The sequence below is a fragment of the Pseudomonas sp. CC6-YY-74 genome, assembly GCF_002025205.1.
Lineage (GTDB): Bacteria > Pseudomonadota > Gammaproteobacteria > Pseudomonadales > Pseudomonadaceae > Aquipseudomonas > Aquipseudomonas paeninsulae.
This window is the reverse complement of sequence record NZ_CP019947.1, coordinates 2,070,117-2,082,918: the sequence shown is the minus strand read 5'-3', so window position 1 is coordinate 2,082,918 and position 12,802 is coordinate 2,070,117. Positions and strand designations below refer to the sequence as shown.

The 12,802-nt window shown below is 59.6% G+C and carries 10 protein-coding genes; all 10 read left to right on the top strand.

Annotation, left to right across the window (positions count from 1 at the left end; translation table 11 throughout):
• Positions 1-118 precede the first annotated feature (118 nt).
• The 10 genes from B2D37_RS09505 (at position 119) to B2D37_RS09465 (ending at position 12,760) form a co-directional block, all read left to right on the top strand.
• Positions 119-1,429, top strand: a complete 1,311-nt coding sequence (locus B2D37_RS09505; protein WP_079202457.1) for a nucleotide sugar dehydrogenase — start codon at positions 119-121, stop codon at positions 1,427-1,429.
• A 74-nt stretch (positions 1,430-1,503) separates the two neighbouring features.
• Complete coding sequence (locus tag B2D37_RS09500) at positions 1,504-2,985, top strand: glycosyltransferase family 2 protein (RefSeq protein WP_079202456.1); 1,482 nt, start codon at positions 1,504-1,506, stop codon at positions 2,983-2,985.
• 70 nt (positions 2,986-3,055) lie between these two features.
• On the top strand, positions 3,056-4,231 hold the full coding sequence (locus B2D37_RS09495) for a PilZ domain-containing protein (protein WP_079202455.1): 1,176 nt from the start codon (positions 3,056-3,058) through the stop codon (positions 4,229-4,231).
• Positions 4,228-5,394: an alginate biosynthesis protein AlgK gene (locus B2D37_RS09490; RefSeq protein WP_256573166.1), complete on the top strand. Its 1,167-nt coding sequence runs from the start codon at positions 4,228-4,230 to the stop codon at positions 5,392-5,394. Before B2D37_RS09495 ends, B2D37_RS09490 begins: the two co-directional genes overlap by 4 nt.
• On the top strand, positions 5,391-5,606 hold the full coding sequence (locus tag B2D37_RS23620) for a hypothetical protein (RefSeq protein ID WP_256573165.1): 216 nt from the start codon (positions 5,391-5,393) through the stop codon (positions 5,604-5,606). The genes B2D37_RS09490 and B2D37_RS23620 overlap by 4 nt, the downstream gene beginning before the upstream one ends.
• 2 nt (positions 5,607-5,608) lie before the next feature.
• Positions 5,609-7,090, top strand: a complete 1,482-nt coding sequence (locus tag B2D37_RS09485) for an alginate export family protein (protein WP_079204950.1) — start codon at positions 5,609-5,611, stop codon at positions 7,088-7,090.
• 24 nt (positions 7,091-7,114) lie between these two features.
• Positions 7,115-8,644 (top strand): mannuronan 5-epimerase AlgG, encoded by a 1,530-nt coding sequence (gene algG / locus B2D37_RS09480; RefSeq protein WP_079202454.1) that lies wholly within the window; start codon positions 7,115-7,117, stop codon positions 8,642-8,644.
• 4 nt (positions 8,645-8,648) lie between these two features.
• Positions 8,649-10,040: an alginate biosynthesis protein AlgX gene (locus B2D37_RS09475; RefSeq protein ID WP_079202453.1), complete on the top strand. Its 1,392-nt coding sequence runs from the start codon at positions 8,649-8,651 to the stop codon at positions 10,038-10,040.
• Positions 10,040-11,140: a mannuronate-specific alginate lyase gene (locus B2D37_RS09470; RefSeq protein ID WP_079202452.1), complete on the top strand. Its 1,101-nt coding sequence runs from the start codon at positions 10,040-10,042 to the stop codon at positions 11,138-11,140. Before B2D37_RS09475 ends, B2D37_RS09470 begins: the two co-directional genes overlap by 1 nt.
• Before the next feature lie 186 nt (positions 11,141-11,326).
• Positions 11,327-12,760, top strand: a complete 1,434-nt coding sequence (locus B2D37_RS09465; protein WP_079202451.1) for a mannose-1-phosphate guanylyltransferase/mannose-6-phosphate isomerase — start codon at positions 11,327-11,329, stop codon at positions 12,758-12,760.
• Positions 12,761-12,802: the final 42 nt, after the last annotated feature.

The following is a 12,802-nucleotide window of genomic DNA, read 5'->3' as shown; positions in this document are numbered from 1 at the left end:
GCTCATGCTTTATTAGTTCATTGGGGAATTTATCTGCCGTGCTTTTGCATTTCGTTCGAGGTGAGTATTCATCGTCGCGTGCTGTGCGGTTTGTTTAATCTGCGAAAGGAGATTAGCGATGCGCATCAGTATTTTTGGCCTTGGGTATGTGGGTGCCGTCTGTGCGGGCTGCCTGTCTGCACGCGGTCATCAGATCGTTGGGGTAGATGTCACGCCGCTTAAAATAGAACTGATCAACCATGGCCAGTCGCCGATTGTCGAGCCAGGCCTGGAAGCGCTTCTGCTGAAGGGCGTCAGGAGTGGCAATCTGCGCGGCACCCTCGATGTGCGTGATGCCGTGATGAATACGGACGTGTCGTTTATCGCGGCACCAACGCCGAGCAAGAAGAACGGTGATCTGGACGTGTCCTATATTGCCCAGGTGTGTGAGCAGATCGCTCGCGTGCTGCCGGAAAAGGCAGGCCGCCACACCATCGTGGTGCGCAGTACGGTACTGCCGGGTACGGTGAACAGTGTGGTCATTCCGATGTTGGAACAGCATTCTGGGATGACGGCTGGGGTCGACTTCGGCGTTGCGGTAAACCCGGAGTTCCTCCGTGAAAGCACGGCCATCCAGGATTACGACTTCCCGGCGATGACGGTGATCGGCGAGCTGGATAAGGCATCCGGCGATCTGCTGGAGGCTATTTATCGCGAGCTGGACGCGCCAATCATCCGCAAGAGCATCGAAGTGGCGGAGATGATCAAGTACACCTGCAATGCCTGGCATGCCACCAAGGTCACCTTTGCCAACGAAATCGGTAACATCGCCAAGGGCGTGGGCGTCGATGGTCGAGAGGTGATGGCGGTAGTTTGCCAGGACCGCAAGCTCAACCTCTCCAAGTACTACATGCGCCCTGGCTTTGCCTTTGGCGGTTCCTGCTTGCCGAAGGATGTGCGCGCGCTGACCTATCGCGCCAGTCAGCTCGACATCGAACATCCGCTGTTGCACTCGATCATGCGCAGCAATCGGATGCAGGTGGAAAGAGCCTTCGACATCATCGCCAGCTATGACAAACGCCGCATTGGCCTGCTTGGCCTCTCCTTCAAGTCCGGCACCGATGACCTGCGCGAAAGCCCGCTGGTGGAGCTGGCCGAGATGCTTATCGGCAAGGGTTATGACCTGCGCATCTACGACAGCAACGTCGAGTACGCCCGGGTGCATGGCGCCAACAAGGAGTACATCGAAGCGAAGATTCCGCATGTCTCATCGCTGTTATGCGCCGACCTCGCGGATGTGCTGGAGCAGGCAGATATCATCGTGATTGGCAACAATGACCCGCAGTTCGCCAGCGTTGTCGGCAACCTGCCAGCAGGGAAGAAAATCGTCGATTTGGTGGGTTTTATGCCGCAGACCAGCAGCGAGTCGATGGAAGGCATCTGCTGGTAAGCGTTGCGCGCTGGGCATAGGGGAAATCACCCTGCGCCCTCAGCGGTTGAATGGACGTGGAGGGACACAAGCGTATGGATGGGTTCGGACGATTTCTGCGCGAATGCTCAGGCTGGCTTTTCTACTGCTTGGCGCTGATGCTGCTGGCGCTGGCGCTGCCACAAACGGTGTTCGACTCGGAGTCGAAAGACTTCATCCTGCTGCTCGGTGCGGTTGGGATTTGGCGCTACTCCATGGGCGCTATCCATTATGTGCGCGGGCTGATTTTTCTATACCTGGTATTCCCTCACTACCGTAGGCAAGCGCGCAAGTTGGGTGAAACGGCGCAACCCTCGCATGTCTTTCTGTTGGTGACCAGCTTCCGCATCGACGCCCTGACTACCGCACAGGTCTACCGCTCGGTGCTCGAAGAGGCCATCGGTTGCGGCTATCCAACCACGGTGGTTTGCTCCTTGGTGGAAATGGCCGATGAGTTGCTGATCAAAAGCCTGTGGAGCAAACTCAACCCGCCCGAGCGGGTAAAGCTCGATTTCGTGCGTATCGCCGGAACGGGCAAGCGGGATGGCCTGGCCTACGGTTTTCGCGCTATTTCCCGGCATCTGCCGGATGACGATGCCGTGGTGGCGGTGGTTGACGGCGATACCGTGCTGACGCCAGGGGTAGTCAAGGCCACAGCGCCATATTTCAAGCTGTTCCCCAGCGTCGGTGGGCTGACCACTAACGAGTTCTGCGAGGTGCGCGGCAGTTACATCATGAGCGAATGGCACAAGCTGCGCTTTGCCCAGCGCCACATCAGTATGTGTTCGATGGCGTTGTCCAAGCGGGTGTTGACGCTGACTGGGCGCATGTCGGTATTCCGCGCGCGGGTGGTGACCAACCCGGGGTTTATTGCCGATGTTGAAAATGACGCGCTGAATCATTGGCGGCTGGGGCGTTTCAAGTTTCTCACCGGCGACGACAAGTCCAGTTGGTACAGCCTGATGCGCCTCGGTTACGACACCTTTTACGTGCCGGACGCGGCGATCCACACCGTGGAACACCCACCGGAGAAAAGCTTCCTCAAGGCCAGCCGCAAGCTGATGTTCCGCTGGTACGGCAATAACCTGCGGCAGAACTCCCGTGCCTTGCACCTTGGCCCTGGGCGTCTGGGCTGGTTTACCTGTGTGGTGCTGTTCGATCAACGCGTATCGATGTGGACCAGCCTGCTCGGGCCCGTGGTGGCGATCCTGGCCAGCATCAAATACAACATCGTATTTCTGCTGATCTACCTGCTGTGGATCGGGCTCACCCGGCTGCTGCTGACGCTGCTGCTGTTGGCGTCCGGGCACCGGGTAGGACCGGCGTTCCCCTTGATCCTTTATTACAACCAGATCGTCGGCGCGATGGTGAAGGTGTACGTCTTCTTCCGCCTCGATCGGCAGTCCTGGACACGCCAGGACACCAAGCTGGATCGAGGCTTGCAGCGCTATCAGCGTTGGTTCAACAGCTGGTCTTCACGGGCCATGACGTTTTCCGCGGTTAGCGTGTTCCTGGCCGTATTGATGAGTGTCGTTTGATGGATTGGGAACGGAAGAGGCATCGAGACCAGTTCCGCTGGGTTTTCATTGGAGTTCGGGAGGGATTTTTATGAGCGTAGCGACCGTTGCAGCCAGCAATACCAATGTCGTCCATGAATCGGAAGCGCAGCGTCAGTATGCGCGTCTGAAAATGCCGGCGAGGATTCGTTTCCTGGGCTCTGACCGGGACATGTTTGAGAGCGAGCTGTTGGACTTGTCCGCCGGTGGCTTCAGCTTCATTCAGAGCAGCGTGCCGATGAAGCTGGGCGGCCATCACAAAGGTGCGCTGGTGTTTCAGATTGATGGGCTGAGCATGACCATCGATGTGGAGTTCCAGGTTCGTTCGATTTCCGCCGAAGGCCAGCGTGTCGGCTGTGAATTTCATCAGTTGCGCCCGCGTGAGATCGCGGCTCTGCGCTACCTGATCACCTCTTACACCAGCGGCGAGATGATCACCATGGGTGACATGCTCGGTACCCTGCAACGCGACAATTTTGCCAAGGCGCGCAAGGGTAAGGGTGGGGGAGTCATGGGCTTTTTCTCACGGCTACGAGCGCTCACCTTCAGTGTGCTGATCTTTCTGATCGGTGTCGGGGCTTGTGCTTACATCCTCAACCAACTCTATAACCTGTATTACGTCACCCATGCCGATTCGGCCATGGTCAGCCTGCCGAGTCAGCAGGTCAGCATGCCCCGTGAAGGCGTGTTGCAGGTCGGTCTGGTCAAGATCGGCAGCGAGGTGGCCAAGGGCGCGCCACTGGCGACGTTCTCCGCGACCATGTTGGATGTGCTGAAGAACAGCCTGCCAGCCGAGCAGATGACCCCGGAAAACATCGAACGCCTGTTCAGCAAGACCTTGCAGGGCACCCTGACCAGCCCTTGTGATTGCCGAGTGGTTGCGCAGTATGTCGGTGATGGCCAGTCGGCCAGCAAAGGGGTGCCGGTATTTGAGTTGGTTCCGCTGAAGGGAGAGCCGACCATTGATGCGCGTTTCCCTTACAAAGCCTTTAGCAAGGTGCAGCCGGGCATTCGCGTGCTCGTGCAAGTATCCGGCGAGAGCGCTCCGCGCAACGGCAAGATCAGCACTGTATCTCTGCAACAGGGCAGTCTGGCGTCGGATATTCGTGTCTCGATCATCACCGATGAGCCCCTGAGTCCTGAGGTCGCCGGGCGTCCAGTTGAGGTGACCATTGACGGCCTGTCGGGCAACTTGTTGATTGAAAAAATCATGGCTGCAGGCAAATGAAGCGCGGTTTGCTCTACCTTGCACTGCTGGCCACGCTGCAGGGTTGCGCCGGCCTGCCAGACCAGCAGCTGGCCAAGGAGGCCCAGCAGCGTGGCGATAGCGCGAGTGCCCGCCAGCAGTATGAACAACTGGCGCAGATGGGCTATGTGGATGCGCAGATCGCCCTCGGTGATATGCAGCTCGGCAGCCGCGACCCAGGGCAAATCGAGCAGGCTGAACGTCTTTATCGCCATGCCGCGCTGCATTCGCCAAGGGCGCAGTCCAGGCTCGGTCGGTTGCTCTCGCGCCTGGATGGCGCGAGCGATAGCCAGCTGAAAGAGGCCGAACAGCTGCTGAGCCAGGCCATCGAGCAGGCTGAGTACAGCGCCGTGGTGCCGCTGACGTTGCTCTATGTGAGTTACCCACAGCTGGCACCTTCAGTCGATCCGCAGCAGCAGGTCAACGCCTGGCGCGGGCAGGGCATCGTGGAGGCCGAGCTGGCGCAGATCCTCATCTACCGCAGTGCCGGTAGTTATGTCGCTCACCTCACCGAGATCGAGCAGACGTGTCGGTCGCTCCTGAGCCAGCAAGATGTTTGCTACAACGAGCTGGCCACGGTCTATCGCCTGCGCGATCAGCCGCACGCGCAAACCGCCTTGCTTGCGCAATTGCGTACGGCTTACGCCAATCGTTGGGTGACGCCGAGTCGCGTCGAGTCCGTGGCGTTGACGCTGGTCGATTCGGGCATTCCCGCGCCGGTGGATCTGAGTAATGCCTACGCGCTGCTGCGGGAAATCGCCCCTGCTTACCCACTGGCCTGGGCCTCGCTCGCCAAGTTGCTATTCGATTACCCGGTCCTGGGCGATTCCACACAGATGCTTGGCTATCTGCAGCGTGGCCGTGAGGCCGGTGACAGTCGTGCCGAGCTGCTCACCGGGCGTTTGTACTACGGTGGCCGGGGGCTTGAGCAGAATCCGCAGCTGGCAGAGCGGCACCTGCTGCGTGCGGCCGATGAGCAACCGACGGCGCATTTCTACCTGGGTCAGCTCTACCGTCGCGGTTACTTCGGCGAGGTGTATCCGCAAAAAGCTGTCGATCATCTTTTGCTGGCCGCGCGTGCCGGGCATCGCCGCGCCGACTATGCTTTGGCGCAGCTGTTCAGTGAGTCCCGGGGGTCAAGGTGAACCGTGTCAACGCTTATGTCTTCGCACAAATGGCGCTTAGTCGGGCCGTGCCTGAGGCGAGCGAATTGCTCAGCAATTTGGAGCAGAGCATGCTTCCGGCCGAACGCCAAAAAGCCAGGCAAATACTTGAAGAAGAGCAGCAGACACGGCAAATCAATCCTGCGAAACTCAGTGCTTTTCAATCGCTGGAAAAAGGAATGGACGTGTTATGAAGATGCAAATGACTCGCGGTTTTGGTGCAGGGGTGCTCCTGAGTGTTTCGTTGCTCTCGAGTGAAACGCTGCTGGCGGCGCTCGGTCCGGACAAGAGCTTCGGCCTGGACATCAAGCTTACCGGGCAGTCCGAAGATGATCGCGACCTGGGTACTCGTCGGGAGGGCGATGTACAAGGCATAGGTCTAGACGTACGGCCTTGGTTCTATGGCCAGCGCGGTGACTGGAGCGCCTTCGCCATGGGCCGGGCGGTGACCGCGACCGACATCATCGAAACCGATACCTTGCAACGCACCGACCTCGACAGCGAGTCCGGCAGCACTGGCAACAACGGTCGCCAGCCGGACAAGAGCTACCTGGCCTTGCATGAATTCTGGATCGGCTATTCCGGTTTAACCGCCTACCCAGGTGAACAGTTGCGCTTAGGACGCCAGCGCCTGCGCACCGAAGACGGCCTGTGGCGTGACACCAACATCGAGGCGTTGAACTGGACCTTCGACACCACCTTGCTGCGTTCCAACGTGGGTGTGGCCGAGCGCTTCAGCGACTACCGCACAGACCTCGACGAGCTGGATCCAGAGGATGAAGATCGCCTGCATCTGTATGGCGATATCTCGACCCAGTGGCAACCGGGCCAATGGGTCGGCATCCGCGCGCACCACAGTCGCGATGACGGCAACTTGCCCCGCGCGGGTGAGCGCGTCGACGAACTCGACAAGACCAGTACCGGCAACCTTACCTGGCTGGGCTTGGAAGCCAACAGCGATGCTTACAACTACCGCAACCAGAACCCGCTCAACTACTGGGCCAGCGCCACCTGGCTGACCGGTGACCGCGACACGCTGAACAGCAGCACTGTCGGCGGCCAGACAATCGCTACCGGTAAGCAAAGCGGTGACGTCAATGCCTGGGCCACCGACCTGGGTATCCGTCTGCGACTGGATCCCACTTGGCAAGTCGGCGCGGCCTATGCCCGTGGCAGTGGCGGCGGTGGTGACGACGGCTCGGAGAACTATGAACAAACCGGCCTGGAGAGCAATCGCTCCAATTACACCGGTACTCGCTCACGCGCAAATCGTTTCGGTGAGGCCTTTCGCAGCGAACTGAGCAATCTCCAGGTCGCGACGCTGTTTGGCTCCTGGCAGCTGCGTGAGGATTACGACGCCAGCCTGATTTACCACAAGTTCTGGCGGGTCGATGGCCACCAGCCACTCGGTAACAGTGGCGTCAACGCTCGGGTCAATGACAACGGCATCAACCGCTCGCTAAAAGATGGCGAAAAAGAAGTGGGCCAGGAAGTCGATCTGATCCTTACTCGGTACTTCAAAGAGGGCCTGCTTCCGGCCTCCATGAGCCAGTCAATTGATGAGCCTTCGGCGCTGGTGCGCTTACGCGGCGGCGTATTCAAACCCGGCAATGCCTACGGCTCCGATGTTGATTCGTATATGCACCGTGTCTTTGTCGACGCTATCTGGCGTTTCTGAACCAAGCGCCTGTCAGGAGGATGTATGCACGCATTAATCAAGCTGGCGTTGCCTCTGGCAGGCGTTTTTGCCTGTGCCCTGTCCCAGGCGGATACCCTCGCGCCGCTACCTGAAGACTATAGGATCAGTGCCGAATCGGGCAGCTCGCTCCAATTGAAGCCCCCGGTTCTACCCGATCTGTCCGGCTACACCGCAACTGCAGTGCAGGCAAAGATCCAGAAAAAACCTGCAGGCAGGGCGGTAATCAAAGGGATGTTGCACGAGAACTCATTGGACGAGTTCATCGGCGGTAAGGATCGCTTGCGCGAGTGGGTGGTGCGGCAAAAACGCATGCCTCAGGCGATCTTCATCGAGCAGGGCTACATGAATAGCGCGGCGCTGGCGCGGCAGTTGCCGACATCCGCTTTCGCCGAGACCGCGCCGGGTATTTACCTGGCGCGTCTGCCGATCATCGTGCGCCCGGGTGCCACGCTGCACATCGACCGAGATACCAAAGAACTTCGCCTGTCCCAGGAGGCGGGTGCTTTCCTGGTCAATGATGGTCGAGTGTTCATCACCGACACCAAGGTCACCGCTTGGCGCGAGAAGGACGGCACGCCGGCCTACTGGCGCGACGCCAAGGAATTTCGCCCGTATTTCCTGGCCTGGGGCGGGACCGAGACTTACGTAACCGACAGCGTCATCAGCAGTTTCGGCTACGACGCGAGTAAGGCTTACGGCTTCAGCATCTCGCAGTACAGCCCGGGTATGGCGCCGAAGATGAAGCGCGCACGGCCGACCGGTTGGTTACTCAACTCGCGCTTTATCGACATGTGGTTCGGCTTCTACTGCTATGAAGCCGACGACGTGGTGATCCGCGGCAACACCTATGAAAACAGCATCGTCTACGGCATCGACCCGCATGACCGCTCGCGGCGGTTGATCATCGCCGAGAACCAGGCGTTCGGAACCAGAAAGAAGCACGGCATCATCCTTTCCCGTGAGGTCAATGACAGCTGGATTTTCAGCAACAAGTCCTACGACAACCAGCTCTCTGGCATCGTCCTCGACCGTAGCAGCGCGAACAACCTGATCGCCTTCAACGAGACCTACAAGAACCAATCCGACGGCATCACCCTGTACGAAAGCTCGAACAACCTGCTGTGGCAGAACCGTAGCATGAGTAACCGTCGGCACGGTATCCGGGTGCGCAACAGCCTCGATGTCAGTCTCTACGAGAACATCCTGGTGGCCAACCACATGACCGGTGTCTATGGCCATATCAAGGACTTGAGTGGCAGCGAGCGCAATATCGAGGAAGACCCCTACGAGGCCAGACTGTCGATGCGCATAGTCGGCGGACAAATGATCGGCAACGGCTCGAGTCCGGTCTCCGTGTATTCGCCGAGCAAGCTCGAACTCTACAAGCTGACCATCCTCGCTCCGCAGAAAGCCTCAGGCATCTCCTTCTCGGGGCTGCTGGGCGAGCGTCAGGGCGAAATAATGGAAATTCTGTTGCGCCAACAACAGGCGGTGCTGATCGAGCCCGTTGGCAGCTTGGCAAGTAAGGAGTGATGAGATGAACAGGGCATGCATGCTTCTCGGCGTCGGCCTGTTGGCCGGCACCAGCAATCTCTACGCTGCGCCGACTTACCAGGCCGAGGCCTGTTGTCAGCTGTGCCCGGCGGCTGCCGATACCCGCGTCTACCGGGCCGCGGGGTTGAGCGGTTATGGTCGACTGCTCGAGGCGCAGGATGGCTGGATGTTCAGCAGTACCCAGGACCTGCGCAGCGAGTTCGGCCTCAACCCACAGAGTTACAAACAACTCAAACGCCTGCGCAATGCACTCAAGCGCAGCGGCGTCGAGCTACTGCTGGTGTACCCGCCCAGCCGTGGTTTATTGCATGCCGATAAACTGACCCCGGGCCAGCGCGCGGGCTTCGATCAGGCCAGGGCCCAGGCAAACTATCGTAGCGCTCTGGCGCGCTTGCGTGATCTGGATATCTGGGTGCCTGACCTTGCCAGCCTGCTACAGGCCCCGGCAGATAGTCCCGACTTCTTCTTCAAGGCTGACCAGCATTGGACCCCGCAAGGGGCGGAACGCACCGCGCGCTTGGTGGCGGAGACAGCAAAGAACATCCCGCTGTTTGACCAGCTCCCAGAGGGGCAATACCAGAGCAGTCCGGCGGGCTTGATGGCGCGTAGCGGTTCGCTACAGAAAGTTGCCCAACGACTGTGCGGCGCCGGGTACGCCCGTCAGTACGTGCAACGCTTTATCACCGCGCCCACCTCGCCGAACCAGTCAGCGCCGGCGCAGGTGGTTCTGGTCGGCAGCAGCAATAGTGCGGATTCGCTCAACTTCGCCGGCTTTCTCGAACAGCACCTGGGGACCCCTGTGCAGAACGCCTCGCAACCCGGCAGTGGCCATGAAAGTGCTTTGCTGCACTATCTACAGAGCGAGTCGTTTCAACAGCAGCCACCGAAATTGCTGATCTGGGAGCTGGGGGACTCCACCAGTCTTAATCGTCGCAATTTCTATCGTCAGGCTGTTCCCGCCGTGAGTAACGGCTGTAGCGGGCATACGGCGTTGCTGCAAAGCGCCATCACGTTGCACGCCGGTGCTAACCAGGTGCTGTTCAACGGTGCCAGTGGCGTGCTGCCGATTCACAGCAGCGATTTCCGCATTGATCTCCAACTTGACGACCCGGCCGTGCAACAGTTGAGCGCCACCTTGACCTTCATGAATGGCCGCCAGGAAACCCTGACGTTCAAGCGTGCTCCTGGCGATCGGGGACGTTTTCTGCTGGAACTGCGTGAAGATGGCGATTGGGATGAGTTGACCTTCCTCTCCCTCACTGTGCGACCGCTGGGCGGCGTGTCCACTCATAGCCGCTTGAACACCACGTTGTGTCGGGTGAAAAGTGACGAAGGCCGTCTCGGCCTGCGCACCGCACAGGCATCAGTCGAGTGATGACGCGTCGCGGGTGCTACGTGCTGCTGCTCATGGCCCTGTTGCCGACTGCCGCAGTGGCCGCACAGTTGCAGCCACCGGCCGGGTACTACCTGGAAGCGACGCTGAAGCAGGGTGCGGCGAAGACATGTCCGGTGGTGGCCCGGCCCTATGTGGGCGACCTCAACGTGCCGAGCAAGTATGAGGGCTCTGGTTCGGCGCGCGATCAGCTCAATCCAGAGACGAACGCGCGCTACCAGAAGCAGGCGGACGAAATCAAAGTGCTGGAGAAAACCGTCAACAAGCAGGTCGCGGCTTATCTGCGTCTCGGCCGCCAGGGGCATGTCGACTGTGCCCTGGAGTGGCTGGGGCAATGGGCCAAGGCCCAAGCGTTGCTGAGCCAGCAGTACAGCCACAGCGGCAAGTCGCTGCGTAAATGGGCGCTGGGCAGCATTGCTTCGGCCTATCTGCGTCTTAAGTACTCGCGCTCACAACCGCTGCGTGGACGCGAGGCTGAGACCCGGCCTATCGAGGAGTGGCTGGCCCGTCTCGGCGATCAGGTGGTGCGCGACTGGCGCGAGCAGCCGCTGGAGCGTTTGAACAACCATCAGTATTGGGCCGCCTGGGCGGTGATGGCGACTGCCGTAGTGCTCGACCGCCGCGACCTGTTCGATTGGGCCGTGGCCCAGTTGCGTATCGGCATTTCCCAGGTCAATGCCCAGGGCTACCTGCCTAATGAGTTACGCCGGGAAACCCGAGCGCTGGCTTATCACAATTACAGCCTGGGGCCGTTGTTGATGCTGATGGCCTTCGCCCAGGTCAATGGCATCGATCTGCGCGAGGAGAACGCTAAGGCCATTCAGCGCTTGGCCATGCGCGTGGAGCAGGGCATGCAGGATCCTCAGCTGTTTGAAGACGAGACTGGCTTCGCCCAGGAGCTGGAGGATCTGCAGGAAGACGGTAAGTTCGCCTGGCTTGAGCCCTACTGTGCCCTCTATCGCTGCGCAACCAGTACCGATAAATGGCGACGCTCGCTCGAGCCGCTGACAACCTACCGCTTGGGCGGTGATATCACCCAGCTGTTCGCCAGTCAGCAGAACCTGCGGAACCCAGCTGATTGAGCCGGGCCCCTAAATTGGCACTGGGAGGTGCCGTTTTGCTATCCGGGTAATTCCCGGCAACCGGCCATGCAGTCAGGAGGACTACTCGGCCCCATCCAGAGGGAATGTTCGGCGCAAGTCGGAGCCTAGTCTGCAGCGCTGAACCGTCAATCTGGCAGTGTTGAAACGCTCATAGGAGCGACAATCATGATTCCGGTGATTTTGTCTGGCGGTAGCGGGTCGCGGCTCTGGCCGCTGTCCCGCAAACTCTATCCCAAGCAGTTCCTGGCTTTGGCCGGGGAACACACGTTGTTTCAACAGACGGTGCAACGTCTGGGGTTCGAGGGCGTAGAGCGGCCGATTATTGTCTGCAATCAGGAACACCGTTTCATCATCAACGAACAGCTCAACGCCATCGATGTGAGCGCACAGGCCATATTGATGGAGCCGTTTGGTCGTAATACCGCGCCGGCTGTGGCGCTGGCTGCGCTAAAGGTGCTGGCCGAAAATCGCGATGAATTGTTGCTGGTGCTGCCGGCCGATCACTTGATCAGCGATGTAGCCGCTCTGCGTCAGGCGCTGGAGGTGGCCCGTGCGGCAGCAGAAGAGGGGGACATGGTGCTGTTCGGCATACCCGCCGAACGGCCGGAAACCGGGTTCGGTTATATCAAGGCCGCACGCAGCGAGGACACTGATGCGCTGATCCCGGGCGCGTACCGGGTCGAGCAGTTCATCGAGAAACCGGATATTGCTCGCGCCAGCGAGTTCGTCCGCTCCGGCAGCTATTACTGGAACAGTGGCATGTTTTTGTTCCGCGCCAGCCGTTATCTGCATGAGCTGCGTAACTACGAACCGGATATTTACGATACCTGTGTGTTGGCCTTGGAGCGTAGCCAGGTCGACCATGAGGCGATGGCAATCGATGCCAAGACGTTTGAGTGTTGCCCGGACAACTCCATCGACTATGCGGTGATGGAGAGAACTTCGCGGGCCTGTGTGGTCCCGCTCTCCGCCGGTTGGCGTGATGTCGGCTGTTGGTCGTCGTTATGGGATGTCGTCGCCAAGGATACGGATGGCAACGCCCTCAAGGGCGATGTGCTGGTACAGGACAGCCATAACTGCTACGTCCACGGCAACTCGAAACTGGTGACCTTGCTCGGCATGGACGATGTGGTCGTGGTGGAAACCAGGGACGCGGTGATGATCGCCCGCAAGGATTGCGTGCAGGATGTGAAGAAGCTGGTAAACGCCCTGGACGCCGCTGGCCGCCAGGAAACCCGCAGCCATTGCCAGGTGTACCGTCCCTGGGGTGGATACAACTCGGTCGATGTGGGCACCCGTCACCAGGTCAAGCACCTCACGGTGAAACCGGGGGCACAGCTGTCCTTACAGATGCATCACCACCGTGCGGAGCACTGGATCGTAGTCTCCGGCACGGCGATGGTGACCTGTGGCGAGAAAACCTTTCTGCTCACGGAGAACCAGTCCACCTACATTCCCATTGGCTCGGTACACCGGTTGGCGAATCCCGGAAAGATCGCCCTGGAAATCATTGAGGTGCAATCCGGCAGCTACCTGGGTGAGGACGATATCGAGCGGCTTGAGGATGTTTACGGACGCAGCGTCCACTCAGTGCCATGAGCGTCCAGGTGTAGCGCTACTCGGAGCCTGGGTGTTGCTCCG

Coding starts and splice junctions, on each gene's coding strand:
- B2D37_RS09505 (WP_079202457.1), top strand. CDS start 119: ATGCGCATCAGTATTTTTGGCCTTGGGTATGTGGGTGCCGTCTGTGCG.
- B2D37_RS09500 (WP_079202456.1), top strand. CDS start 1,504: ATGGATGGGTTCGGACGATTTCTGCGCGAATGCTCAGGCTGGCTTTTC.
- B2D37_RS09495 (WP_079202455.1), top strand. CDS start 3,056: ATGAGCGTAGCGACCGTTGCAGCCAGCAATACCAATGTCGTCCATGAA.
- B2D37_RS09490 (WP_256573166.1), top strand. CDS start 4,228: ATGAAGCGCGGTTTGCTCTACCTTGCACTGCTGGCCACGCTGCAGGGT.
- B2D37_RS09485 (WP_079204950.1), top strand. CDS start 5,609: ATGCAAATGACTCGCGGTTTTGGTGCAGGGGTGCTCCTGAGTGTTTCG.
- algG (WP_079202454.1), top strand. CDS start 7,115: ATGCACGCATTAATCAAGCTGGCGTTGCCTCTGGCAGGCGTTTTTGCC.
- B2D37_RS09475 (WP_079202453.1), top strand. CDS start 8,649: ATGAACAGGGCATGCATGCTTCTCGGCGTCGGCCTGTTGGCCGGCACC.
- B2D37_RS09470 (WP_079202452.1), top strand. CDS start 10,040: ATGACGCGTCGCGGGTGCTACGTGCTGCTGCTCATGGCCCTGTTGCCG.
- B2D37_RS09465 (WP_079202451.1), top strand. CDS start 11,327: ATGATTCCGGTGATTTTGTCTGGCGGTAGCGGGTCGCGGCTCTGGCCG.